The sequence below is a fragment of the Salinivibrio proteolyticus genome (genome assembly GCF_027286365.1).
GTDB classification, from domain to species: Bacteria; Pseudomonadota; Gammaproteobacteria; order Enterobacterales; family Vibrionaceae; genus Salinivibrio; species Salinivibrio proteolyticus.
The window spans coordinates 1,818,903-1,843,325 of record NZ_CP114584.1 but is presented as its reverse complement, the minus strand read 5'-3'; the positions used below and the strand labels follow the sequence as shown (position 1 = coordinate 1,843,325).

Genomic DNA, 24,423 nt, shown 5'->3' with positions numbered 1-24,423 from the left:
TCTCCTTTTTTTATGTGTATTTTCCCCGAGGAGAAAAGGTGAGGGGCGTTATGCGCCGAGGGAGAGAAAAAATAGCATTAGTACCGGAACCAATAGACTTAAAATAAAGCCGCTAACGATCGCAATCGGCACACAGCGAATCCCGCCAGTGCTTTGAATAATGGGCAAGGTAAAGTCCATCGCGGTTGCGCCACCATAGCCAATCGCCGTGAGTGGATAACGGCTAATAATCATAGGGATCAACATAATGGCTACCAGCTCGCGGGCAAGTTCGACAATAAATGAAGCGCCACCATAGACGGGACCGAGCCCATCTCCCATTAAGATCCCTGCCAATGAATACCAGCCGAACCCGGATGCCATCGCAAGGCCGTGATGATAAGGCAGATCGAGTAACCATGCGGCCAATAAACCACCCGGCAGTGAGGTGATGACGATGAGCGTTGCGATCACCACGCCTTTTTTATTCAGCACAATTTGTTTAAGGGTCATGCCACTATTGCGTAATTGAATACCAATCAAAAACAGCAGAAGTAGCAGAATGATCTCGCTGGCGGTATCGACCCAAGATAAGTCCATTTCTACGATCAGGCCAACGGCGAGCCCCACGAAGACGGCGGCTATCAGTTTGCCAGATTCAGACATCATGGTGCTTAGCTTTAGTTTGTGTTGATGGCCCTGCGTATCCGTCGGCCAGATTTTATCTAAAATCGGTAACGCGAGGAGGTTGGCCCCCCCGATACAGACAAAGAAGGTTGCCGCGTAGACACCAATAGTGGAAATGTTACTCCCTAGGTTGTCGAGAGCGGCTAAGCTCAGGCCCATCAGCAATAAAATCACGATCACCAGTCGGACGGTTAGCGTATTAACCCAATGAACATGCTGTGGCCGCTTAAGGGGTATGAGGTAGCCCACGATAAGGGGTAAAAAGATCAGTAACATCCCTGAGAACATCGATTTTGCTCACAATAAAGAAAGAGTCCATCGAGGTTATCAATCGGTTAATAGTCTGGTCAATAAAATCAGACAGCTGTGATATGGAATCACACCACAGCGTGATAGGCGCATTGGCAGTTAGATGCTGCTCGCTTCGATGACAGCGTCAAGTTCACGGGTAAAGTCCAACTCGTTCAAGTTAGACAGTTCATAAAGGGCTTCAGCCCCGGGCGCGGTAAGCTCAACGTCATGGTCGTCAATGGCGTCATCATGGTTACGGAACATGAGCAAGTGATTCGCCATGCGTGCAATATCTAAATAGGTAATGTCTGGGCGAGCCTGTGTGTATAGCTTGGTATTAATTGCTACTTCAATGTAATCACGCTCAAAGTGCCAATTTTGAAGGATGAGTCGACTGCAATCGCCCGATAAGTTGAAGAATACTTGTTCGGCAATATCAAACTTAAGGTAGTGGCCTTCATCGAGAAAACGTTGGAATTCGCCAATGATGCTGTACAAACCAATATCAGCGAGTAGGCCAATGATTAAGGCTTTTTCTGGCTCAACCGACAAGGGCTCATCACAATAGCTATGAATTTTCTGAGTCACCAACGCCATAGCAGCCGCAAACTCACGGGATTTTTGCGCGCTTCGCTTCAGAATGTGATTACACTGCGGACCAAATTTGGCTTGGCTTTTTAATTGATAAATGGCTGCGGCGGTCACGATCCCTAGCACACGGTCAACTCCTAATCGGGAAACCGCGGTTTGGATATCTTTGCATTTGCCGGTGGCCCGCGGTGCAAATAAAGCGGAGTTTGCCGCCTTGAGTACCGCACCGCAGAGGCTAGGATCATCGATCAATAAGTTGGCAATGTCGCGCATCGTGGTATGAGGCTGTTTGCTGGCGCGCTGGATTGACAGAACGACATCCGGTAAAGGAGGAAGGGCAAGGCGATTGACACGGATGGTTTCAACGGCGCGTTTGTAAAACTCAGTTTCTATGCCGCGTAAGTATTTATCGCGATCGGGGGAGACCCAAAAGAATGACAGATGGTCCATAAGTCCTGATTCTATTTTTTACCGTCTTGTATGGTAATGCGGACGCACAGGAAAGAGAACCGCGAACACGTGGATTACTCGTTTTTTCCGTTCCTTTGTTGATACTTTGAACAACTTGGAGTAGGTGCTAGCGTTACTCGTCGTTTTCGAGCGGGTAACGTAGCAATTTATCGATAAACTCCGCGACCTGATTTGGGCTAGGTTGTGACAGCAATAGCTGTTTTTGTTTGACTTCAATAGGCAGCAGCTCGAGCCAACGCAAACACACCCACCCAAGTTCGTCATATTGCGCGAGGTTAAAATGGTGATGTAACGCAGGGTTGGAACGATAGTATTGCGCAAGTTTGTTGCTTAAATATTCATATTCCTGTGGTGTATTTTGCTGTCGCCATTGGGGGAGTGGCGAATACGTGCCTAGCTTTACGTCATTGTCACCCAGTGTAATTGATTCGACTTTTACACATTCGATACCTTGCAGTGTTAGCGCCATATGATGGGTATCGTGGCGATCAAAATCCGCGACGTGGCAGAGGGTCACGATGGGAGAAATCGCACTGGGTGTCTCGAGCTCGTACCCTTCTTCTTGCATCGCAATCAGAAGTTCAGGCGGGTTACCCGCTTGCGATAGCACACTTAGGTAAAAGGCTTCTGGCACAATATATGTGTGCAAGCCTCCGGGGAGTAAGTGACTGGTTTTAATTAAAACGGGCTTCGTTGACATCGTATCCTCGAGTAGAAAACATCCTTTCTTTAAATTTAGCGCACTTAGCTAACTTGGTTAAGTCTTCATCACTATTCCTGTCTGTTTAAAACGAAATACGAATGCTTGTTAAAGTACCCTTGATAATTCCATGTCTTTTTAGGGGTCAAATTTCTGTACAGTGATCTAATGCATAGAATTTCATATTCACATCATGCACTATTTCGCGTGTCGAATTATTAGGCTTGGTGACCGCTTTTTTGGTCACTACTTTTTCGCTCAGGAGAGAAATAGGAGTTACCGATGAGTGTGGTATTTAAAGCCCATATTGTTAAGTACTTGAGCAACTTCGGTGCAATGGAACAACGCTCAATGTTTGGCGGAACAGGGTTTTTCTACGACGGCGCGATGTTTATGTTGCTGACAGATAAGCGACTGTATTTGCGAGGCGGTGGCGCGTTATCAGAAAGACTACTCGATAAAACCTGTCGTAAATTTGTTCATGTCAAAAAGAGTTCAACCGCGGTTGTTAATTATTACGAAATTACCAGCTTATACATCCAAGACGATCCCGAATTAGGTCAGCTTGTCAAAACATCGATTGATATTGCCGTGGCAGATAAAAAACGTAAAGAGAGCTTAGAGAGCCGACGACTTCGCGACCTGCCTAACCTGCGATTGACCATTGAGCGCATGTTGAAGAAATCGGGCGTTGAAGATGTGCGCACATTTAATCAGCTTACGCCCGAGGAGCTGTTTCGTCGTGTACAGATGACTCATGGCAAAGATGTGGACGTCAGTCTGTTGTGGAAATTTGCTGGTGCGCAACAAGGTTGTCACTGGAAGCTGATTGAAAAAGAAGAGCGCGATCGTTTACTTGCCGCTGTTTAACACCCATTTTTCGCGTATACAGCCGACCGAATAGGTCGGCTTTTTTATGTTTAGGGTCCAGCAAAGTGAGGCGGGTGGCGCGAATATGCTCAGATTGTGCGAAAAATGTGACGCTTGGATAAATAATCGACGGTTAAACCATAAAAGTGCAATTTATACGTGACAGGCGAAAAAAGTTATGTAGAATTCAAACCACTTAGCCGAGAGGTGAAACGTAAAGGCGCGTTGGCAGAGTGGCTATGCAGCGGATTGCAAATCCGTGGACCTCGGTTCGACTCCGGGACGCGCCTCCATGCACTTGGCTAAAACAATACGGACGCGGGATGGAGCAGTTTGGTAGCTCGTCGGGCTCATAACCCGAAGGTCGTCGGTTCAAATCCGGCTCCCGCAACCAATTTTAGGTTGTAGAAATAGTTTGTCTGGTTGAAGTTCATTCAACACGACCTACGGTCGTCGCAATTGCATTGCGCGAATTGCATTCCGCGATAAATCCGGATACCGCAACCAGTTTTCTAAAGCGTTATAAAACGCTTGTTAAAAAGCGACATTAGCTCAGCTGGTAGAGCGCAACCTTGCCAAGGTTGAGGTCACGAGTTCGAACCTCGTATGTCGCTCCAAATTACAACAGTGGCGTAAGCGGCTGAAAGAATTGTGTGCCCCGGTGGTGGAATTGGTAGACACAAGGGATTTAAAATCCCTCGGCGTTCGCGCTGTGCCGGTTCAAGTCCGGCCCGGGGCACCATTAAAAAAGCAAACGGCGACCAATTTGGTCGCCGTTTTTGCGTTTAACGGCTGGCGAGTTTGCACGCTGTGTTAAAAGCCCTATCCCAGTCACAATATTGTCTAAGTGATAAACATATCACCATTGAATTTAGATGCTTTTTTGCCTAAAATTTAACCATAACGAACGAGGGCAGTATGCACAGGCCAGTGATGCAAAAAAAAGCAAAACAAGTCACACAAAAAATGATTGATCGCGCGGTGGCAAGCTCGACGGCAATCGAAACGCAAGCAACCACGGAAGAAGTAGAAGCTAAATTAAAAGAAAACCGACAAAAGTACCAAGCGCTCGCATTGGCGGATTAGCTATTCACTGCAGTAAGGACGGCGAAAAGCCAAGGGTTATCGGCAATAGACGATGACCTTGTTAACCCATCGGTGAGCTGGGTGGCAATACATCTTTTACTAAGCGTTCCATATGCTGGTAATCATGGCCGACGCCCGCCTGAATAGCGGCAATATAAAAATCTTTGTTTTCCTCCCATAGTCGATAATCTAGCAACCCTATCCCTGCCTTTTGACACATCACATCAATCAATAAGCGAGAAATGCGTCCATTTCCCTCTCGAAATGGATGGATAAGAATGAATTCAACATGGCTTTGCGCTAAAAAGTGAATGAGCTCTGTGCGTGTCATCGTTGGTAAATTGGGATAATCCGTTAAGTAATCTCGTTCAAACTGAGTGAGACAAGGACCAATTTGTTTCGGTGAGGTGAAGCGAAATCCTGCCTTGCTCAGTTCGACATTTCGCACCTGTCCGGCCCACAAATAGACGTTCCCGAGCCATTGCCGGTGCCAACTGGCCATAGTGTTAAAGCGCAGTGCGCGAGGAAAATGTCCACCGGTAAAAACCCTTTCGTAGAGTTTAGACAAAAGCACTGCCTCAATATCTTCTATGTCGTGCAATTGCGTGATACCGAGTAAGTTACGCAAGACTTGCTCATTCGAGCCAGGTTGATATTGCGCCTCTGAGGCTTGCGTCTCATAACGTGTCATACCTGTCTTCCTTGCTTATCCACAACCATGAACGTTTGCCCTTATCCGCCCTGTTACGGTGGCGCTGGCTGTTATGCCATTGGCTTTAAGTATAGTGGATAGGCAATGGGCTTTACGCTGGATAAAGGAGTAAAAAAAGCAGCGTCGAAACGCTGCTTGAAAAGGGAAGGGGTTAGACCATGCTGAGGCAATGGATCTCATTGTGATGTGCCAAGCGATAATGAATATCGGCAGGATCCTGACAGGGGCACTGACGAACGATGGTCCCCCGTTTTATCCACGTTTCCATCATGGCGTCCACGCCGTCCGGGGTCAGACCATACTCTTTGGCAAGCGCCTCGGCACTAATGACACCCGCCTGAGTGACACTGGCTTTGAGCTTTTGCAGGATCATAATAGGTCTCCTTAAACCAATGAGGATGCTTACCGATGTAGCGCATTGCGGCAACTACCGCGATGAGTAGCGCCGAAATACCGCCAATGTAGAGTGAAGCTGAAACCGGTGAAACACTGATCTGACTGAGTTGGAAACACAGGGTCGCACCGCTGACGGCCAGTAACATTGACCAACTGGCAATGAACATGGCGAAACGGCGACCAAACTCGCGAGTGTAAGCGCCCATCGCCGCTACACAGGGGGTATAGAGCAAAATAAACATCAAGTAGGCCAGCACGCTGGCGGTGGAGCTAAAGTGGTGATGCAGGTTATCGAATGTGGCGAGACTGACTTCTTGCTCTTCTGCTGCCAATTCGGGATTATCGATATCACCCACGCTAACCGCCAGTGGATCACTAAAATCAATATCAAACAAGTTAGCAGGAATGCTTTGTACCGCTTCTAGCAAGGCATCACCAATCGTGGTGGAGGCTTCCTCAACATCTGAGGGGGCGTAGAGGTTATTAAGCGTACCAACGACGGCTTCTTTGGCAAACAAACCGGTGACAAGGCCTACGGTAGCCGGCCAGTTATCTTCTTCGATACCAATCGGGGCGAGGGCAGGCGTCACGACTTGCGCGGCTTTAGACAGCACGGACGTATCGCTGTCTTCGTGTCCGAACGTGCCATCTGTGCCGAGCGAGTTGAAGAAGGTTAAAATGGTTACCACCAGTACAATGGTTTTACCGGCACCCAACACAAAACGGCGTAGCTTCTGCCAAGTATTGCTCATCACATGGCGTAATCGCGGCAATTCATAGTCTGGCAGCGTCATGAGCAAGCTTTCACTGTGGCCGGGGTAAAGCGTGTGACGCAAAATCAGGCCGGTGATGATCGCCACCACAATGCCCAGTAAATAAAGGCCAAAAACCAGGTTTTGCCCTTGTTGTGGGAAGAACGCGGCCGCAAATAAAGCGTACACCGGCAGCCGTGCACCACAGGACATAAAGGTAGCCATGGTAGCCGCGGTTTTGCGCTCATTGATTTGTTCTAAGGTACGGGTTGCCATCACTGCCGGCACCGTGCAGCCAAAGCCCAGAATTAAAGGGACGAAGGCCTTGCCCGGCAAGCCGATCTTTTGCATCAAACCATCGAGTAAGAATGCGGCGCGTGCCATATATCCCGTGCTTTCGAGAACGGTGAGGAACAGGTACAAACCCGCAATGACGGGAATAAAGGTCGCGACAGTTTGTATCCCGCCGCCGAGGCCATCTGCGATAATGGTGACGATGGCGGTCGGAAGTACCCCATCCAGTAGCTGGTGGGTGCCATCGACGAGAATTGCGCCAGCGGCAATATCAAAAAAGTCGATAAATGCGCCGCCGATATTAATCGCAAACACAAACATGGCGTATAGCACGGCAAGCAAAATAGGCAGTGATAAGAAGGGGTTAAGAATAACCTTATCAAGCTTTTCAGTATTATTGCGACTTAAGTGGCGATGCTCACGACGGGTGTCATGCACCAAATCGCGGATATAGCTGTAGCGTGCATCGGCAATCAGAATATCGGTATCATGCTCGGCAAGCGATTGGCAGGCTTGCGCAAAGATATGTTGCTGCGCCTCGTCACTGCCATCAGGTAGGCGACCACGTTCGAGACATTCTAACAGGTGCGCGCGTTGGTTCACTTGTGCGGTTGCGGTACGAATAAAGCTGGCGCCAAGATGGGCTTGTATCCAAGCTTCGATGTGCTCACCATAGTTCAGCCGCATGGCGTCGCACTGAGGGATATCGCTCACAATATGGGACAGTTGGTGGCGAAACGTCGCGACGCTATCGGCTTGGCATGCGGTGACGGTAAGGACAGGACAGCCTAACCACTCTTGCAGTTTAGCGATATCCAGTTGTTGTCCGTTCCTATCGAGCAGATCCATTTTATTGATCAGCACCACCATAGGCACACCGCGCTCGCGCAACTGCACCGTTAAGTACAGCCCGCGCTCCAAGCTGTTGGCATCCAGTACGTTGATAATGACGTCACTGTCACGGCTATCAATCGAAAAGGTAGCGATTTGCTCATCTAAACTTGCGTCAAAGCCAGCGTTTAGTGCGTATAGGCCGGGTAAGTCGGTGATTTCAGCTTCAGTATTGTCGAGCGAGAGCTGGCCGACTTTTTTATCCACCGTCACGCCCGCCCAGTTGCCGACCTTTTGGCGAGAACCGGTCAATGCGTTAAACAAGGTGGTTTTACCACAGTTGGGATTACCGGCAAGAAGAATGCGTGTTTTACTCATGACATAGCCTCCACATCGATCAGCTTGGCGATTTCACGACGGACAATGAGTTGTTCGTTGTCGAGGCGTATTTGCAATGGGTCGCCCAAAGGTGCTCGCCGAACCAGCTCAACGGCGGTGCCCGGGATCAATCCCATGACGGCAAGGCGATGGCGGATAACAGCTGGCACATGATGGACACTGGTAATGCGTGCGGCTTGGCCGCGACCGAGAGTCGACAGTTTCATAGTGCGAGATCCAAATAAGAATGGTTTGCATTGGATATTACGCTTAAATTTCACGTGGTTTCTTGCTTAGGATCAAGCAATTTTTAGTGAGCATCTTGTCCTGAAAGTAAGACGATGAAAGAAATGGTGACAAAGAGGTAGGTATCTGAAGGGATAAAGCAAAAATTAGCCGCTAACTTTGTAAGAAAATATTTCACTCGCTGGCAATCAAACGACTGCCAGCGAGTAATAGGTTAGCGTGTGTGATGCGATGATGACTCTTTTTGTGCTCTACGCCGCTGATCATTTAAGTTGGCTTTGGCGGTTGCAAGGAGGTTGTCTGTGGTGATTGCATCTGGGCCAAACCCTGCGTTTTTTCCGGTAAGCAGCGAGAGTGCTTCAGCCACATGGGAGACCGCATAGATATGAAACTCGCCTTTCTCAACCGCATGGACCACATCCTTTCGCAGCATTAGGTTTTGGATATTGGCGGCGGGAATGATCACTCCTTGCTGCTCCGTGGGACCTTTAATGGTGCATACATCAAAGAAGCCCTCGATTTTTTCGTTCACGCCGCCAATCGGCTGCGCCTCGCCAAATTGGTTCATGGAGCCTGTAATCGCCAGATCTTGACGCAAGGGCACGCCCGTAATCGCCGAGAGAATCGCACAAAACTCCGCCATTGACGCACTGTCGCCATCGACGCCCCCGTAAGATTGCTCAAAAGTGATATGCGTTTTGAGTGGGATTTGCTCTGTTTTGCCGAGGAGGGTGGCGAGGTAGGCGGACAAGATCATCACCCCTTTTGAGTGGATTCGTCCCCCGAGTTTAACGCTACGCTCAATATCAAGCACTTCGCCTTCACCATAAGCGGTCGTGGCCGTTATTCGGTTGGGGAGTCCGAAGCTAAAGTCGGATGTGCTCAACACCGATAGGCCATTGATTTGACCGAGCGCAGAGCCGGTGGTGTTGATTAAGGTGGCGCCGTTTTCAAAGTTCTGCATCATGCTATCGCGCACGCGGCTTACCCGCATATTGCGGCTTGCCAAGGCTTTTTCAACATGCAGAGCACGAATACTATTGGCGTTGGCTTGCGTGGCCCAGTAGTTGGATTCGCGCAAAAGGTTAGCAATATCAGCGGAGTGCAGCGATAAGCGATTTTGATCTTCGGCTTGTCGGGCACTGTGCTCAATAATGCGCGCAATCGCACCGCGACTGCAGTGTAGCAAACCGCCATCGTGGATAATGCTGGAGATAAACTTCGCGTACTGTTGTTCTGTGCTGTCGTTACGTGGCATGTCGTCTTCGAAGTCCGCGGTCACCCGAAATAGCTCGCTGAACTCGGCATCATAGCGTTGTAGCAACTGATAGGTTTGGTAATCACCAAATAAGATGATTTTCACATCAAGTGGAATGGGGGCAGGGTCGAGCGACACAGTGCCACTGAGGGTGACTTCGCGTTCAAGGGCGCTCACGCTGAGCTGTCTTGCGCTTAGGGCGCGCTTGATGCCGTCCCAGACGTAAGGCTTTTCGAGTACCTTGATTGCATCCATCAAAAGCACGCCGCCATTGGCGCGGTGAAAACTGCCTGCACGGATCAGCGAAAAATCGGTAAACACCGTACCTTTAAAGGTGGCATTTTCAACATAACCAAATAGGTTGTGATAACTGGGGCTGTCTTCCACCACGACAGGTGCTTGATTGTCGTCTTGGCTCACCAGCACATTAACTTGATAGCGGCGTGGTAGTTTTTTATCGAGCGCCGCGTAAGCAAGTGCCGCTTGATCCTCGCTGTCTTCGAGAAAGATATCCAGATGCTCTAGCATATCCGCTTGCATCGCCTCCAGAAATGCCAGCACGTCAGGAAGATCTGCAAACGCTTTGGTGACAGATTTCATCTGGGCGGCAATCACATCGCGCGCCACTTCTTCATCCAGGGCTTGCTGCTTTTCCGCATAGTCTTCTTCCCATTCGCCGAGTTGACGCACAATGCTGCGCAGTTCGGTTTCGAGTTTATCGATCACCTTGCCGAATGCCATTTGCTCTTCTTGAGAGAGCGCATCGAAGGTGTCTTCAGTGTGAGGCTCTTCGCCGTTCAGGGCAACAAACTGGTAATCGCCTTGCGGGGTGATCGTCAAACTAACATTGTTTTGTTCTGCACTATCGCTGAGTGCTTTTAACACGGTTTGTTGGCGCTCGGTGAGCTGGTTTTTGAGTGTTTCTGCACGCTGGTAATACATCTCGTTGTCGAACGCGAGGGGCAGCGCATTGGCGAGTTTTCCCATCAACTGCTCAACGTGCTTTTTGAGTTCATTTCCTCGCCCTGCAGGAAGCTTCAGGACTTGAGGCGCACGGGCTTCTTGGAAATTAGCGACGTAACACCAATCATGGATCGGCGTATCATTTTTCCAATGGTGGTTTAAATAGCGCATCACCATGGTGCGCTTGCCTAATCCGTTCTGACCGATGGCGTAAATGTTATAGCCCTTTTCCTTGATCGACATGGCAAACTCAACGGCATGTCGTGCTCGGTCTTGGCCAACAATTTCATCCAACGGCGCAAGATGCTTCGTTGAGGTGATGTCACTGTGTTTAAAGCTAGATTCGCGATACAAACGTTCGCTGTTCACCACGGTAGTCGCCATAATCGATCCTATTTGGCCTTTTATCGATTGATGCTTTCAGTGTAGCGAGTGTAAGTGACTGTTTTAGTGATGCTGGTGGAGAAAGTCGCGACAGGGTCACAGTTTAATACTGGGTGGCGAATAAATGAGCAGAAAAAAGGGCCGTTGAAGGCCCTTTTGAGTACGTTGTCAAAGTAGGACTGATTAGAGCGATTTTTTCATTGCGTTTATCAATGCGTCGATACCTTGGCGATTGACGTCTTTGTGAGTGACAAAGCGAGCCGGTGCGCCATTTAAGCTCACTCGAAAGCCGTTATCCATCAGGCGCATATTGAGACGAACCCGATCGATGTTGTCGGCAATATCGACATACACAATGTTGGTTTGCACGTCATAATTGTGGGTAGAAAAGCCTTCAATCTCATTAATTTTATTGGCTAAGTAATGGGCGTTAGCATGATCTTCAGCGAGACGTTCGACATTTTCTTCGAGTGCTTTTTGTCCGGCAACGGCGAGAATACCGGCTTGACGCATACCTCCGCCCAGCATTTTTCGTAGCCGTCTAGCTTTTTCAATGAAGGCTTTCGAGCCCAATAGCAAAGAGCCAACCGGTGCGCCTAATCCTTTTGACAAGCAAACAGTCATCGAATCGAAATGGCAGCTTATCGCGGTAATATCGACATCCAGTGCCACAGCCGCGTTGTAAACACGTGCGCCATCAAGGTGAAGGCTTAGCTGATGCTTGTTGCAAAACATGCGGGCTTCGGCCAAGTAGGAAAGGGGTAGAACGCGGCCGCCGATGGTGTTTTCTAAACTGAGCAATTTGGTACGTGCAAAATGAAAGTCATTAGGTTTAATGGCTGCGGCAAGCTTCTCAAATGGCAACGTACCGTCTGGGGCATTTTCAATGGGTTGAGGCTGAATAGAGCCTAATACGGCTGCACCACCGGCTTCATATTTGTAGTTATGCGCTTGCTGACCACACAGATATTCGTCACCGCGCTCACAGTGCGACATTAGCGCTAATAGGTTGGCTTGCGTTCCCGATGCGGTAAAGAGGGCGGCATCAAAGCCATGACGCTCTGCGGCCCAGCGCTCTAAGGCATTGACACTCGGGTCATCACCATAAACATCATCACCGACAGGCGCGTTGGCCATTGCGTCTCGCATGGCTTGGTCGGGCTTGGTGACGGTATCAGAGCGAAAATCAATCATGTATTACATCCTTGCTGAATGAGGGGGAGCGTGTTGCCTAATAATACACACAACCTGCGTTAGTTGGCAGTCGGGGACTCCAATTATGATTAGCGTTCAGCGATAAAGCGAAACAGGCTTTGCCGCACGTGCACGAAAAAGGCCATACCCGTGGGCATGGCCTGATTAATTACTGGGGGAGCTTCCTAGATATTTGGTGAGAATACCAAAGAGGTGAGGCTCTCCGTTGATGATTAGCTTTTTAGCATCTGCCAGTATTTTTGGTAGATTTTCACCGCTTCACCTACATCGTCGGTGAATTCGCCACTGTTGACCACATCATCATTAGGGAAAATGGTGGTGTTTTCTTTCAGTTCGTCATCCAAGTACTCTGCCGCACGTGTATTCGGGGCCGGATAGCCAAACTCTTCGACCAATTTGGCTTGATTTTCAGGACGATACATAAAGTCGATGAACTGATGAGCCAGCGTCTTGTTCTCCGCATTTTTAGGGATAATATAGTTATCCATCCAGAGAATCGCGCCTTCTTGCGGATAAACAAACTCGATACCATCAATTTCTTGTTGTGCCATGTAGGCGTTGCCGTTCCATTGCTGACCAATAGTCACTTCACCGGTCACAAAAGGAACGTGAGGCGCATCCGAGTTATAAACTACAACGTTGTCACGTAATTGACGAAGATACTCGTACGCTTGCTTGATCTCGTCTTCGTCTTTGCTGTTAATACTGTGTCCTTGCGCTTTTAACGCCATGCCAAAGACATCACGCACATCGTTGAGAAGCATCACTTGTGCGTTAAAATCATCACGCCATAGATCGGCCCACTTAGTGACTTTGTCCCCGTCGACATACTGATTGTTATAACTGATACCCGTCACACCGAACACATAGGGTAGGGAGTAGTCATTCGCTTTATCGAACGGCTGACCCAGTAGGCCGGGACGTAGCTCATCGAAGTGGCTGATCTTTGATTTATCAATTTTGGCCAGCATGTCTTCTTTGATCATGCGATCGATGAAATAGGTTGAAGCGAAAGCGAGGTCATAGCCTTTTCCATTCAGTAGCTTCAACTTGGCATACATGGCTTCATTACTCTCAAAGGTCGAGTAATTGACCGTCACCTTGTATTCTTCTTCAAACGCATTGATCACATCCATGGGCATATATTCCGCCCAGTTGTAGAGATTCAATACTTTATCGTCAGCGCTGACCCCACTTGCAAATACAGCTGAAAGTGCGAGTGCGGTCGCGGTAATTCCGTGAGTGATTTTGTTCATTATCATGGTCCTTCAATGGCTTGCTGGCCGAGTACACGTCGGGGCGCATCATATTGCACCCAGCCCTTGTGTCAATGACTTTTTTTTAACCAAAGCACGTTTCGTGAAACGTTCGGCTAACGGTAGCATAACCCTTGCGTCCCCCCCCCAAATTATTGGGCAGTATCCGGTCATTTTTGGCTTGCGAGTCGCGCACGACAATGCGACTATCAGCGCGCTTTGTGTGCAAGCTTTACACTGACACCTTGAGCTTGTGCCCCATTTATTGAATCACCTAAATGAGTAACCATTGAGAGCATGGTCAAAACGTACCGCCCTGACATCAATTACTATGTTGCGACGCAAAATCAGTCGTTATCTTTTCCGCCTTTAACCGGTAGTCACCAAGCCGATGTTTGTATCATTGGCGCCGGATTAACCGGATTAAACGCCGCGATTGAATTACGCCAACGCGGCTATCAAGTGATTGTATTGGATGCCAAGACGATTGCGTGGGGCGGCTCTGGGCGTAATGGCGGCCAATGCTTAGTGGGATATTGTCTCGGGCTCAGAGAGGTACATGAAACCTATGGCGCGCAATGGGGTAAGCAACTTTGGGACCTTTCTGTTGAAGCGGTTGATATCGTGCGTGAAAGGATTCATAGCCATCAGATAGCCTGTGACTTCCAACCGGGATACATTGAGCTGGCGTTAAACAAAGCACAACAAACCGAGTTACAAAGTTGGCACGCCTTAAAGCAAGGTGACTATCAGTATCCGATGGCGCAATGGTGGGATCAGGCTAAGGTGGCAGAAGTGGCGAATACGGAGCGCTATTTAGGGGGATTATACGACCCGAATAGTGCGCATATTCACACCCTCAATTACACACTCGGGTTGGCGAAAGCTGCGCAGGATTTAGGGGTGCAAATCTTCGAGCACAGTCCGGCGCAGTCGATAAAGAAGGGGCCGACTCACTGTGTTCGTACCCCTCAAGGTGACGTGAATGCTCCCCGCATATTGCTGGCATGTAATGCTTATCTCGATGGCCTAGAACGCAAGGCGCAAGCGAAAGTCCTCCCTGTTGCTTCCTTTATTGCGGTGACCGAGCCATTAGGCGATCGCATGCCCATTACTAACCGCATGGCCATGTCTGATCTCAACAACTGTCTTGATTACTACCGTCCCACCGCAGACGGACGTCTCTTATTTGGTGGCGTGAACCACCCGTTTAATCGTGAGTATAAAGACTCCGCTCAACGTCTACACCAACGAATGACAAGGGTTTTCCCCCAGTTAGGCAATGTGAAGATGGACTACCATTGGGGCGGGTTGTTTGCCGTGACGCGCAGTTACATGCCACACATTGATCACCTCGGCCAAGATATTTATACCGCGCATGGATACACAGGTCATGGGGTGGGACTGACGAATATTGCAGGACGCGTGATAGCCGAAGCGATGGACGGGCAAGCCAGTCGCTTTGATGTGTTTGCACGTTTGAAGCATGGTTGGATCCCGACCCCGAAAATGCTGCGTAGCCCTGCATTGGCTCTCGCGATTTGGAAAGCGAAGCTTGCCGATCTACTCGGTGGGTAACCACGACGTACAAACCGTTAACGATTAAAAATACTTGTCGTCACGATAAAGATCTCGTGTTGCTCCCCGCTAGGAAGACAGTAATGTAGCCCTTCAAATAGCGGGGGGTAAGTGCTTGAACACTCTGAGCATCATTGATGATTTAGCGACACACGGACTAAGCGTGTGCGACCAATTCTTAACAGCACAAGAAGTGGCTGATTTACACGCATGTTTGCCAGAGCAGTGGACGCAAGCCAGTATTGGGCGCGAGCAGAAGCAACATACTAATACTCAAATCCGCACCGATAAGATCCATTGGTTAGAGCGCGGCCATGTCCCAGCCATTGATGCGTTACTCGATAAGATGTCTGAACTGCAGCTTGCGCTTAATCGTCACCTCTTTCTTGGTCTTTTTGAATATGAAGCGCATTTCGCCAAGTATAATCCCGGTGATTTTTATGCTAAACACGTGGACGCATTCAAAGGCCGCTCAAACCGAAAAGTCACTACAGTGCTCTATTTGAACCATGACTGGTGTGAAGAAGACGGGGGCGAAATCGTTATTTACCATGCTGATGGGAGCCACCTGAAAACATTATGGCCCCAGGCCGGTCGCCTTGTAACCTTCTTATCGGAAGAGTTTCCTCACGAGGTATTACCCGCGAAACGACAACGATTTAGCATTGCGGGCTGGTACCGTATTAACGGCATGAGTGGCCATCGGGTTGATCCAATTCGCTGACAAACTGCATACTGACAGCTATGAGTGATAACCAGCAAGCGGTCAGTATGAGGGGTTCTCCGCAACAGCAAAGCTTTTTTAACCATGCCGAGTTCGACGCTCAGCAAGCCGTTGCTATGCCACAAGCGACTGTCAATTGGCAGCCAGATTGGTTGCCATTGGCTGATGCCGATAACCTAATGGCGGCATTGCATCAGCACACACCTTGGCAACAATTACCCATTTCGATGTTTGGTCGTACCGTGATGCAGCCGCGTTTATTAGCTTGGTACGGCGATCATGCTTACACCTACAGTGGACTCACGTTATCTCCCCGTCCTTGGACACCTGAGCTATTGGATTTGAAAGCCCGTGTTGAGGCTGCCACGCATGCCCGTTTCAATACCGTGTTGCTTAACCTCTACCGAGATGGCAGTGATTACATGGGATGGCACAAAGATGATGAAGCCGAATTAGGGGAGCAGCCGACGATTGCATCGGTGAGTTTGGGCGCAAGTCGACGGTTTTTATTCCGTCATACCCAAAGTAAAGAAAAACGCGAGTTTTTGTTGAGTCATGGCGCGTTACTGGTCATGGCTGGGCAAACACAAACGTATTGGCAACATGCGCTACCCAAAACACAAAAAACCGTGGGCGCTCGGATTAATTTAACCTTCCGATGGATAACGCCATCTTCAGCAAGAGAATAAAACCACTGCCGCTGAGCGGCAGTGGTTATGGAGCTACTCGACAATCAGGCTGACGTTGTCATAGGTACGGTACCCTCGCAGCATCACTGCATAGTTACCGGGCGTTGCATTGTCGAACCGGCAAACTTCATCATTGCCACTGCGATAAGGGCGACAATCCCAGTTCTCCTTACTGACATCGCCGTTGGCTTTGACGTACAAGTCTACATCACCAAAACCGCCATAGGTTCGGATCACTAGCGCACCGGATTGTTCTAACTGGTAGTTGAAGTACTTTTCATTCCCACGAGCGCCAGAGAGTCCATTGATGGGCTCTCCGAGTTTCAGCTCGTTACCCTGATTGGGCGAGCTGTCGGCGTTCGCGAGCTCCACCGTATAGGCCAAACCGAGTTTCGTGAACTTCGCGGCGTGAGCCCCTTCGCTATCGCTGTTTGCCAAGGTGTCTTGCGGCGTATGGATGTTAGGGTTGTAATCATTAAATTTGGCTTCAAACGGCATGGCGGCTGGATAGCCGACTTGGTGCCACGAGGCGTGATCGGAACAGGCATAGCCACAAGTATCGAATCCGTAATTTAAAGTAGGCAAGTATTCGTCAAGCAACTGCGTGAGATACTGAGTGAGCTGACTGTCGGTATAGTCGGTGATAAAGACAATGTCTTCAGTAGACCCTTGATAGTTTGTCATGTCCAGTTGTAAGACACCACGAACCTCTTTGCCCGCTTGCTTAAATTGGTTGGCAACGTCTTGCGAACCACGCAATCCAACTTCTTCTGCTGCGTAGGCAACAAATGCGATACTCCGCTTAGGCTGGAAGTTGTTTTGCGCCAAGACGCGGATCACTTCTGTGACGGCAGCAATCCCCGAGGCATCATCATCGGCGCCAGGCGCAATACTTTGCTCATTGGTGCGCGAGCCAATCGTCGAGTCTAGGTGGCCGCCGACGACGACCCATTCGTCGGGCGATTCTGAGCCCTCTATGGTTAACATCACCGACGCTTGATTATACCCACTGTGTGAAATCTGAGTGACGGACGCACCGACTAACCCTGCACTGAGCGATTGCCAACGCTGTTTTATCCAATCGGAAGCCTGGGCCCCTGATGTTGTGGTGTAGAAACGGTTGGGGAAATCGGTAAGGCGATCAATGGTATTAACAATGAGTGCGCTATCAATTTGGCTAATCCAAGGGGTCACTAACGCTTGCTGGCTAATTGCTGGAGCGATAAAGCTTGCGCGCGAAAGTGGCATGTTACTCGCTGCCATCGCACTTTGGGCGGATGAATGCACGATATAACCACCGCAGCGGTGATGGTTTTCGTGCATTTCGTGGGAGAGGGCGGCTAACTCAGATTCACTGACTTCACCAATCCATGCTTGACCATTATGAGCAACTGACTGTGCTAATAAAGGCTGTGCACCAGAAGACAACGCGGTTTGTTGTGCATCTGCACCGATCGAGATCCAGACTTTTTTATCTTCAGCCTGCGCGAAGGTGCAGCTTGTTGCAAGGACAACGGCCAGAGCCGTGCGTTTATAATGCATAGTTCCTCCTTGAGTGAATAAGGGTCGCTAAACTCCATGCGACCTTTTGACTGTAGAGCAAAAACACAAATTGTTGATAAATTTATAAAACCATTAGTGGATGGTTTGGTTGTCATAAAATTGTTAATAGCGATGGTTTTGTTTTTAACAGAGGAGGAGAGAGGAAGGTAGGTTTATGCACGTAGACCTAATCATCCCCAGTGTTGCACAAAGGAAAACGCGGATTGGGTTGATGACAATAAAGATAAAATGCTGAAAACTGCATCAAATCGCGCGAAGTTTGGCTTTTTCGTTTACAAAGCAGGCAGTTGAAACTTTTATTAAATAATAAGTGTTGACTCGATCACGTTAATCCGTAGAATGCCTCCCCGTACCGCAGCGGCGGAAACAAAAAGAAAGGCGCGTTGGCAGAGTGGCTATGCAGCGGATTGCAAATCCGTGGACCTCGGTTCGACTCCGGGACGCGCCTCCATGTTTCCACTAGGCGGAGTAAAAATCGGACGCGGGATGGAGCAGTCTGGTAGCTCGTCGGGCTCATAACCCGAAGGTCGTTGGTTCAAATCCAGCTCCCGCAACCAAATTTTACAAAGCGTTATGAAACGCTTGCGACAAAGCGACATTAGCTCAGCTGGTAGAGCGCAACCTTGCCAAGGTTGAGGTCACGAGTTCGAACCTCGTATGTCGCTCCAAGTTTTGCCCACATCAAGCAGTGATTGATGTTACGGACGCGGGATGGAGCAGTCTGGTAGCTCGTCGGGCTCATAACCCGAAGGTCGTCGGTTCAAATCCGGCTCCCGCAACCAAATTTTAGGTATGTGAAGTCATAAACGTAGGCAAGTTTATCAATAAGACCTACGGTCGTCGCAATTGCATTGCGCGAATTGCATTCCGCGATAAATCGGCTACCGCAACCAAATTTTACAAAGCGTTATAAAACGCTTGCGACAAAGCGACATTAGCTCAGCTGGTAGAGCGCAACCTTGCCAAGGTTGAGGTCACGAGTTCGAACCTCGTATGTCGCTCCAAGTTTTGCCCACATCAAGCAGTGATTGATGTTACGGACGCGGGATGGAGCAGTCTGGTAGCTCGTCGGGCTCATAACCCGAAGGTCGTCGGTTCAAATCCGGCTCCCGCAACCAAATTTTACAAAGCGTTATAAAACGCTTGCGACAAAGCGACATTAGCTCAGCTGGTAGAGCGCAACCTTGCCAAGGTTGAGGTCACGAGTTCGAACCTCGTATGTCGCTCCAATTTCCTTCCTTAGCACTTATCTTTCTCTTGGTAATGGGTAATGTCTTACTTCATTGCTAGCATCGAGCAACATAGTATCCAACGTGACCGTATGGTCAACGGCACTGAAGTGCGCAAGTCCCGCGGTATAACTAAATGGGTAGCGATACGAAGAAAGCTGTTGTGAGAGCCTGCTATATAGTTGTTCTAGCTGATTATCAACGGCATCTGCATCTTGTTGTATCAATAACGCAGCAAACTCACACCCCTCTATACGTCCTATCCAGCCCACATCATCAAACACATCATTCAAACAACGCGCAAAGGTTTTGAGAATCTGATCGCCGGCGAGCTTACCATAGTCATGATTAAGTTGGTGGAGTTGGCGAACGTCGAAGTGCAATAGGGTGTAGCGATCCTCGATCACCAAGTCGTCATTGAGGTATTCGCTAATTTCTCGCTTAAAACCGCGTCGGTTTAACAGACCGGTTAGGGGGTCCAGTACATTCTGTTGGGTCATGGTCAACTCGTGTTCCACAATGTGCGCAAGATCTGCCAATGCGCGCTGACAGGGGCCATCGAGCTCACGAGGCTGTCTATCTATTACGCAAAGCGTACCGAGAATATGCTCGTTATCCAGACTAAATGGGAAGCCGGCGTAAAAGCGAATAAAGGGAGGGCCTGTGACTAAGGGGTTGTCGGCAAAGCGCTCATCAAGATATGTGTCACTAACCACAAGCGGCTCTAGCTGGTGGATAGCGTGTCCACAAATGGACTCTGAACGTCCTGTCTGATTCACCGCCAGTCCACGCTTTGCTTTAAACCACTGACGATGCTCGTCTACTAAGCTTATCGCCACAATGGGGCACGCTGAGATATAGGCAGCAACGCGAACAATGCGCTCAAACCTGTCTTCACGACCGGTGTCTAAAATGCCTAAATCATGAAGTAAATGAAGCCGTTGCACTTCGTTGTTCGTTGGCTGCGCCGGTGTCATTTTATGCCCTCCATCCCTGTATATTCAGTATAGACCCTCAGTTCAATAGCTATACAAAAAGCGCAATCGCTGCTTGTCGGATACCGACGGTCCACTTCATAGGTGACTGACAACTCAATTACACTCAATTACCGTCAGTTTTTTTAATGTCACCGAGAGGTGTCATCGTTATTTGGCTACATTGTTAATACGATAGATAAGAGGCCATTTAATGAGAGCATTGATTTTAGGCATTATTTTCGCCTTTGGGATGCTGAGCCAAGCCGTCGCTCAGGATCACAAATTATTGATTATTGATAGCTATCACAAAACATTCTCGTGGACCGAGAGTTATACCCTTGGTCTGAACAAGGTGCTCGATAAAAGTATCCATGTATCGCGTTTTGAGATGAACGCCAAAAAGCTACCTGTATCAGCGCATCAACGCAAAGCTGACGAAGCATTTGCCTTTTATAAAAAGGTAAAGCCTGATGTAGTGTTGCTTTGTGATGACATTGCACTGAATCACATGCTGCCCAGGCTACAGCATGAAAATATTGATGTTGTTTTTCTTGGCGTAAATGGTGATCCCCAGCCGTTGATTGAGAGACTGAATGGCCCTGTCCGTGTGACCGGTATTCTTGAGCGGCCTCATTTTTATCGCTCGCTGTCTGATGTGATTCAGCTTTATAATCAACCAATTAAAAATATTAAAATTCTCTTTGATGATGGTCCTACTGCAAAAATCAATACAGCTTACTTGCAAAGCCAGGCCAACCTTTTTTCCAAGTTAAATCAAACGATCACGAGGATTGAAAGGTTTACAACGTTTCCAGATTGGAAAGAAGCAGTCTTAGAGGATGAGTATGATGTGCTTTTTGTGGGTAGCTACCAAACATTGCGCGATAGGAAGGGAAGGAATATCGATGCAAACCAAGTGATTACTTGGACGAATCAAAACACGAAGCATCCTGTTTTTGCTTTTTGGAAAGTGGCGGTTGGTGAGGGTATGGCGGCTGGTGGATATGTGTTAGATGGCGAAAAGCATGGCATTCACGCTGCGGTCTACATCCATAAAGTGTTTGCTGGAATGCCTGCTGATCATATCCCTATCTCTGTCGGGCACCAAGGCACCGGTATTTACAGCAAAGCGGAGTTTGCTCAGTTGGGGCTAACCCCTCCTCGAGAGTGGGTGCCGATTCGTTGACGCTACTTTATAGTTACTTTGACGGTGCACTAACGTTGGGCGAATACTGATTCAGTTCGGAAACCACACAATTACTTCCCTTTCGCTTGGCCTCGTAAAGTCTAAAATCGTCGATAGAGAGCATTTCGCTGCTTGTCGCGGGACTTTAGGTTTCGGGCGATCCGGCCGCATCAAAAAAACTCCGTTTGTAAAAGAGTTGTTTCAATGATATTTTCCTGCGGTTATCAAATTTATCAAGCATTCTGGCCAGTGTGCACTGACAAGTGATCGTGTACGCGACAGGCCATCTATACTCTTTTAATCATGATGTTTTGGAAGGTTTGCTTATGGCGTTTTTAGCGAGCTGTGATACCCAATATCCGCTTACACATCCACACGCAGCGTCTGCGGTGGTCATGGTGCCACCTGTGCACTTTAAATTTAATGCACAAACCAGTGAAGATAATGGTTTCCAGCATGCGCTGGCTTTGCCTGATGAGGAAGTGAAAACGCGCGCCATGGCAGAGTTTAATAATATGGTGATGACGCTACGTCGCCATGGTATTGATGTCGTGGTGATGGAGTATCCAGACTCCGACCCAGCCACGCCTGATGCCGTGTTTCCTAACAACTGGTTTAGTACATTGCCAAGCGGTGAACTGTATCTGTACCCAATGGCATGCCCTAACCGCCAACTTGAAGTGAAGCCTGAGCGTTTGATGGCGGCCCTTGATAAAGCGGGTTACGCCGTTAACCATGTGCACAAAGTAAAGTGTCATGATAAAGACGAAGCGTTTCTAGAAAGCACGGGTGCGATGGTGATTGATCACCTAAACCAGCGTGTCTATGCCGCGCTTTCCCACCGCTGTGACAGCATTTTGTTAACCGAATGGGCTGCCAAAGTGGGAATGCGTCAAGTCGTCAGCTTTAACACGGAAATGAGCGATGGCAATCCGGTGTATCACACCAATGTCATGATGGCGGTGGGTGAAGCATTTGCTGTGGTGTGTGACGAGGTTATCGAGCCTGCTCAACGCGATCTCGTGTGTAATACGCTCGCTGAAGACAAAACCCTCGTTTCAATCAGCGAAGCACAGATGAATCGACTGTGTGGCAATATTTTGCAGCTACGTAACCGTCATGGTGAGTCGTTAATTGTGATGTCCCTTTCGGCGTATAGTGCGTTTACTGAAGATCAAAAGCGCACCTTACGTCAATTTGGCAAGCTGGTGCCGATTGATGTAAACACCATTGAAACCGTCGGCGGAGGGAGTGTGCGTTGTATGATGGGTGAAATCTTCCTGCCTCGGCACCAAACTGTGTAGATTGTCGCGAAGCGTGTAAAAACGGCGATCACTTGATCGCCGTTTTTTATGAGTTATGAATGCACACCTGTTTTCGCTTTAAGTGGCATTTTGTCGAAGTCGACACCTTTCCAGCCGGTGACCATAAAATTACGGATGTTTTGGTGGTCGTTGCCTGATGGGTTGCTGAGTACATCTTCACGATAATACCCGCCAAAACACGCAAGGGTCTGCTCTTCGGTTAACTCGTGCAGTTGGCAAAATGCCAATACTTTACACGAACCGGTATTTTGGCCCGCTTTATTGGCGAGATTGCCATTAGTAAAGCGCGTCGGGGCGTAATCGTAATGTGCATCGATCACGGCCAAGGTCTCATCAAACGTCACCATCTCGGGTGTCTTTGTGATTTTGACGAGAAAACTATCTATGGTCATGTCTGTTCCTGAGTTATTAAAACGCGGCTGCTTCAAGGAGAATAGATACGTTGTACCAACTTGCTCCTCCGATGTGAAGTCACCGCGTGCGAATAATGGATAAATATCCATCACTTAAACAAAAAAGAGTGTTGCAGTACTTTACATTGCGTAAGGCCATCATTAGTATACAACCCTGTTCGGAGGGATGGCTGAGCGGTTGAAAGCACCGGTCTTGAAAACCGGCAAGGGTTAATAGCCCTTCCAGGGTTCAAATCCCTGTCCCTCCGCCACATATCGAAAAGCCGCTGATTACTCAGCGGCTTTTTTGATCGCATAAAGACAGATCTCATCAACATATTCCACACCTTGTTCGGATCCTGCCGCTTCTGTTTGATATTGTAAGCTTACTCTGGCGCTTCTTGACATTGATCGCCTCCAAAAGTTGCCCCAATACTGGAGTGTGAGGATGATTAATTACTTACCACTCGATGCGATCACACCAAACGACTTTATCCCCATACTCAATAAACCCAGCACTCGGCAGCATCTTATCGAACATGCCCCTTTTGATGCACAGAGCATCAAAGCATGGGTGAGAGAGAAACGGCATATTGATGCTCAAGACGGGTGTTTGGTTAGGGCGGTGAGTGTCAACAACTGTCTCGTAGGATGGTGTGGTATTCAGCGTGCGGAAATGGGGGTTGAATTGGCGATCGTGTTGGATAACACGCACTGGGGACTTGGGCGGCACGTGTTTAAGTTTCTACTCTTGCGCGCTGAACAGCTTGGTCATCAGGTTATTTATCTTCATTTACTGCACACTCGTCGGGATTCTAGGTTTTTAACGCAACGTGCTCGACGAGTATTTAAAACACACATGCTGGGTGAATGCTTTACCACTTACGAGATAAAAGTAGGGGACTAGCGGCGTGTGACGCGAGCGTCTGGTTGACGCCATAACAAAGAGTCAGTATTTCACTGGCAACGATTTCCCCCTTGTTCTTTACTTTGTTTGCTGCGGATTGCGAATACAAAGAGGAACGTCCATGAAAACATTACTCTGTCTTTTAGGTTTTTTCTTTAGCTTTGGTGTGTTGGCCGATGCGCAACCCAGCGTTGTAAACGGGCAAGTAACGGACATCGCAGAAGACCACATGATGGTATCCACCAGTGATGGTCTTTATAAGGTTGTGGCTGACCCTGACATGCTTGATGAGCTTGAACCTGGCATGAACGTTGAGGTCACTGGTGAGCATCATATGCAGGCCAGTGAGGTGCGTATTGATCATAAAAACCGTAAAAACCCATTGGGGGAATAACCTAGCCTGAAAAGTTGGGCGATGGCGTGCTAGAATTCACCTTGATATGCAAATATATGAATATTCGCGTTTTTGTTTGAGCATTATGAACACGGAACT

At 48.6% G+C, this 24,423-nt stretch carries 22 protein-coding genes and 12 tRNA genes; 21 read left to right on the top strand and 13 right to left on the bottom strand.

Annotated features, from left to right (window positions below):
- Positions 1 to 48 precede the first annotated feature (48 nt).
- The 3 genes from N7E60_RS08800 to N7E60_RS08790 all read right to left on the bottom strand — a co-directional run bounded on the left by N7E60_RS08800 (position 49) and on the right by N7E60_RS08790 (position 2,719).
- On the bottom strand, positions 49 to 954 hold the full coding sequence (locus tag N7E60_RS08800) for a lysine exporter LysO family protein (protein WP_269597205.1): 906 nt from the start codon (positions 952 to 954) through the stop codon (positions 49 to 51).
- 120 nt (positions 955 to 1,074) lie between these two features.
- Positions 1,075 to 1,998: an HDOD domain-containing protein gene (locus N7E60_RS08795; RefSeq protein WP_269597204.1), complete on the bottom strand. Its 924-nt coding sequence runs from the start codon at positions 1,996 to 1,998 to the stop codon at positions 1,075 to 1,077.
- Positions 1,999 to 2,131: 133 nt separating this feature from the next.
- Positions 2,132 to 2,719 (bottom strand): LON peptidase substrate-binding domain-containing protein, encoded by a 588-nt coding sequence (locus N7E60_RS08790; protein WP_269597203.1) that lies wholly within the window; start codon positions 2,717 to 2,719, stop codon positions 2,132 to 2,134.
- A 282-nt stretch (positions 2,720 to 3,001) separates the two neighbouring features.
- On the opposite strand from N7E60_RS08790, the gene N7E60_RS08785 reads away from it, so the two are divergent.
- The 6 genes from N7E60_RS08785 to N7E60_RS08760 all read left to right on the top strand — a co-directional run bounded on the left by N7E60_RS08785 (position 3,002) and on the right by N7E60_RS08760 (position 4,675).
- Positions 3,002 to 3,589, top strand: a complete 588-nt coding sequence (locus N7E60_RS08785) for a TfoX/Sxy family DNA transformation protein (protein ID WP_077639921.1) — start codon at positions 3,002 to 3,004, stop codon at positions 3,587 to 3,589.
- A 219-nt stretch (positions 3,590 to 3,808) separates the two neighbouring features.
- Positions 3,809 to 3,882 (top strand) — tRNA-Cys (locus N7E60_RS08780).
- Between the two features lie 24 nt (positions 3,883 to 3,906).
- A tRNA-Met gene (locus N7E60_RS08775) sits at positions 3,907 to 3,983 on the top strand.
- Positions 3,984 to 4,130: 147 nt separating this feature from the next.
- A tRNA-Gly gene (locus N7E60_RS08770) sits at positions 4,131 to 4,206 on the top strand.
- 38 nt (positions 4,207 to 4,244) lie between these two features.
- Positions 4,245 to 4,331: transfer RNA gene (locus N7E60_RS08765), tRNA-Leu, on the top strand.
- 176 nt (positions 4,332 to 4,507) lie between these two features.
- Complete coding sequence (locus N7E60_RS08760) at positions 4,508 to 4,675, top strand: hypothetical protein (protein WP_167313777.1); 168 nt, start codon at positions 4,508 to 4,510, stop codon at positions 4,673 to 4,675.
- Positions 4,676 to 4,736: 61 nt separating this feature from the next.
- On the opposite strand, the gene N7E60_RS08755 is transcribed toward N7E60_RS08760, so the two are convergent.
- The 7 genes from N7E60_RS08755 to N7E60_RS08725 all read right to left on the bottom strand — a co-directional run bounded on the left by N7E60_RS08755 (position 4,737) and on the right by N7E60_RS08725 (position 13,360).
- Positions 4,737 to 5,366 carry a Fic/DOC family protein gene (locus tag N7E60_RS08755; protein ID WP_269597202.1) on the bottom strand — a complete coding sequence of 210 codons (630 nt, stop codon included), beginning with the start codon at positions 5,364 to 5,366 and terminating at the stop codon, positions 4,737 to 4,739.
- A 172-nt stretch (positions 5,367 to 5,538) separates the two neighbouring features.
- Positions 5,539 to 5,760 carry a FeoC-like transcriptional regulator gene (locus N7E60_RS08750; protein WP_069589117.1) on the bottom strand — a complete coding sequence of 74 codons (222 nt, stop codon included), beginning with the start codon at positions 5,758 to 5,760 and terminating at the stop codon, positions 5,539 to 5,541.
- Positions 5,711 to 8,038, bottom strand: a complete 2,328-nt coding sequence (feoB, locus tag N7E60_RS08745) for a Fe(2+) transporter permease subunit FeoB (protein WP_269597200.1) — start codon at positions 8,036 to 8,038, stop codon at positions 5,711 to 5,713. Before feoB ends, N7E60_RS08750 begins: the two co-directional genes overlap by 50 nt.
- Complete coding sequence (locus N7E60_RS08740; protein WP_077455986.1) at positions 8,035 to 8,265, bottom strand: FeoA family protein; 231 nt, start codon at positions 8,263 to 8,265, stop codon at positions 8,035 to 8,037. Before N7E60_RS08740 ends, feoB begins: the two co-directional genes overlap by 4 nt.
- Positions 8,266 to 8,498: 233 nt before the next feature.
- Positions 8,499 to 10,889, bottom strand: a complete 2,391-nt coding sequence (locus tag N7E60_RS08735) for a Lon protease family protein (protein WP_269597199.1) — start codon at positions 10,887 to 10,889, stop codon at positions 8,499 to 8,501.
- 183 nt (positions 10,890 to 11,072) lie between these two features.
- Entirely contained in the window at positions 11,073 to 12,083 is a 1,011-nt protein-coding gene (gene ltaE, locus N7E60_RS08730) for a low-specificity L-threonine aldolase (RefSeq protein WP_269597198.1), read from the bottom strand.
- Between the two features lie 233 nt (positions 12,084 to 12,316).
- Entirely contained in the window at positions 12,317 to 13,360 is a 1,044-nt protein-coding gene (locus N7E60_RS08725) for an ABC transporter substrate-binding protein (protein ID WP_269597197.1), read from the bottom strand.
- A gap of 297 nt (positions 13,361 to 13,657) precedes the next feature.
- On the opposite strand from N7E60_RS08725, the gene N7E60_RS08720 reads away from it, so the two are divergent.
- The 3 genes from N7E60_RS08720 (at position 13,658) to N7E60_RS08710 (ending at position 16,351) form a co-directional block, all read left to right on the top strand.
- On the top strand, positions 13,658 to 14,938 hold the full coding sequence (locus N7E60_RS08720) for an NAD(P)/FAD-dependent oxidoreductase (protein WP_269597196.1): 1,281 nt from the start codon (positions 13,658 to 13,660) through the stop codon (positions 14,936 to 14,938).
- A 115-nt stretch (positions 14,939 to 15,053) separates the two neighbouring features.
- Entirely contained in the window at positions 15,054 to 15,662 is a 609-nt protein-coding gene (locus N7E60_RS08715) for a 2OG-Fe(II) oxygenase (RefSeq protein ID WP_269597195.1), read from the top strand.
- Between the two features lie 116 nt (positions 15,663 to 15,778).
- A complete protein-coding gene (locus N7E60_RS08710; protein WP_269598569.1) occupies positions 15,779 to 16,351 on the top strand; it encodes an alpha-ketoglutarate-dependent dioxygenase AlkB family protein in 573 nt (190 codons plus the stop codon).
- A 33-nt stretch (positions 16,352 to 16,384) separates the two neighbouring features.
- Here the strand turns inward: N7E60_RS08710 and N7E60_RS08705 are convergent, their stop codons facing one another.
- Positions 16,385 to 17,893, bottom strand: coding sequence for a M28 family metallopeptidase (locus N7E60_RS08705; protein WP_269597193.1), 1,509 nt, complete (start codon positions 17,891 to 17,893; stop codon positions 16,385 to 16,387).
- A 398-nt stretch (positions 17,894 to 18,291) separates the two neighbouring features.
- Here N7E60_RS08705 and N7E60_RS08700 point away from each other — a divergent pair.
- The 7 genes from N7E60_RS08700 (at position 18,292) to N7E60_RS08670 (ending at position 19,143) form a co-directional block, all read left to right on the top strand.
- A tRNA-Cys gene (locus N7E60_RS08700) sits at positions 18,292 to 18,365 on the top strand.
- 29 nt (positions 18,366 to 18,394) lie between these two features.
- A tRNA-Met gene (locus N7E60_RS08695) sits at positions 18,395 to 18,471 on the top strand.
- 35 nt (positions 18,472 to 18,506) lie between these two features.
- Positions 18,507 to 18,582: transfer RNA gene (locus tag N7E60_RS08690), tRNA-Gly, on the top strand.
- Between the two features lie 37 nt (positions 18,583 to 18,619).
- Positions 18,620 to 18,696, top strand: a tRNA-Met gene (locus N7E60_RS08685).
- Between the two features lie 146 nt (positions 18,697 to 18,842).
- Positions 18,843 to 18,918 (top strand) — tRNA-Gly (locus N7E60_RS08680).
- A 37-nt stretch (positions 18,919 to 18,955) separates the two neighbouring features.
- Positions 18,956 to 19,032: transfer RNA gene (locus N7E60_RS08675), tRNA-Met, on the top strand.
- Between the two features lie 35 nt (positions 19,033 to 19,067).
- Positions 19,068 to 19,143 (top strand) — tRNA-Gly (locus N7E60_RS08670).
- A gap of 17 nt (positions 19,144 to 19,160) precedes the next feature.
- On the opposite strand, the gene N7E60_RS08665 is transcribed toward N7E60_RS08670, so the two are convergent.
- Entirely contained in the window at positions 19,161 to 20,120 is a 960-nt protein-coding gene (locus N7E60_RS08665; RefSeq protein ID WP_269597191.1) for a GGDEF domain-containing protein, read from the bottom strand.
- 211 nt (positions 20,121 to 20,331) lie between these two features.
- Here N7E60_RS08665 and N7E60_RS08660 point away from each other — a divergent pair, with 211 nt between their 5' ends.
- Both N7E60_RS08660 and N7E60_RS08655 read left to right on the top strand, forming a co-directional pair.
- Positions 20,332 to 21,306, top strand: a complete 975-nt coding sequence (locus N7E60_RS08660) for an ABC transporter substrate-binding protein (RefSeq protein ID WP_269597190.1) — start codon at positions 20,332 to 20,334, stop codon at positions 21,304 to 21,306.
- A gap of 326 nt (positions 21,307 to 21,632) precedes the next feature.
- Positions 21,633 to 22,610 carry an arginine deiminase-related protein gene (locus N7E60_RS08655; RefSeq protein ID WP_269597189.1) on the top strand — a complete coding sequence of 326 codons (978 nt, stop codon included), beginning with the start codon at positions 21,633 to 21,635 and terminating at the stop codon, positions 22,608 to 22,610.
- Positions 22,611 to 22,663: 53 nt separating this feature from the next.
- Here N7E60_RS08655 and N7E60_RS08650 read toward each other — a convergent pair whose 3' ends face one another.
- On the bottom strand, positions 22,664 to 23,023 hold the full coding sequence (locus tag N7E60_RS08650) for a HopJ type III effector protein (RefSeq protein ID WP_077455976.1): 360 nt from the start codon (positions 23,021 to 23,023) through the stop codon (positions 22,664 to 22,666).
- A gap of 181 nt (positions 23,024 to 23,204) precedes the next feature.
- Between N7E60_RS08650 and N7E60_RS08645 the strand changes: the two genes are divergently transcribed.
- The 3 genes from N7E60_RS08645 (at position 23,205) to N7E60_RS08635 (ending at position 24,324) form a co-directional block, all read left to right on the top strand.
- Positions 23,205 to 23,295, top strand: a tRNA-Ser gene (locus N7E60_RS08645).
- A gap of 176 nt (positions 23,296 to 23,471) precedes the next feature.
- Positions 23,472 to 23,930: a hypothetical protein gene (locus tag N7E60_RS08640; protein WP_077455975.1), complete on the top strand. Its 459-nt coding sequence runs from the start codon at positions 23,472 to 23,474 to the stop codon at positions 23,928 to 23,930.
- A 121-nt stretch (positions 23,931 to 24,051) separates the two neighbouring features.
- A complete protein-coding gene (locus tag N7E60_RS08635) occupies positions 24,052 to 24,324 on the top strand; it encodes a hypothetical protein (protein ID WP_077455974.1) in 273 nt (90 codons plus the stop codon).
- Positions 24,325 to 24,423 lie beyond the last annotated feature (99 nt).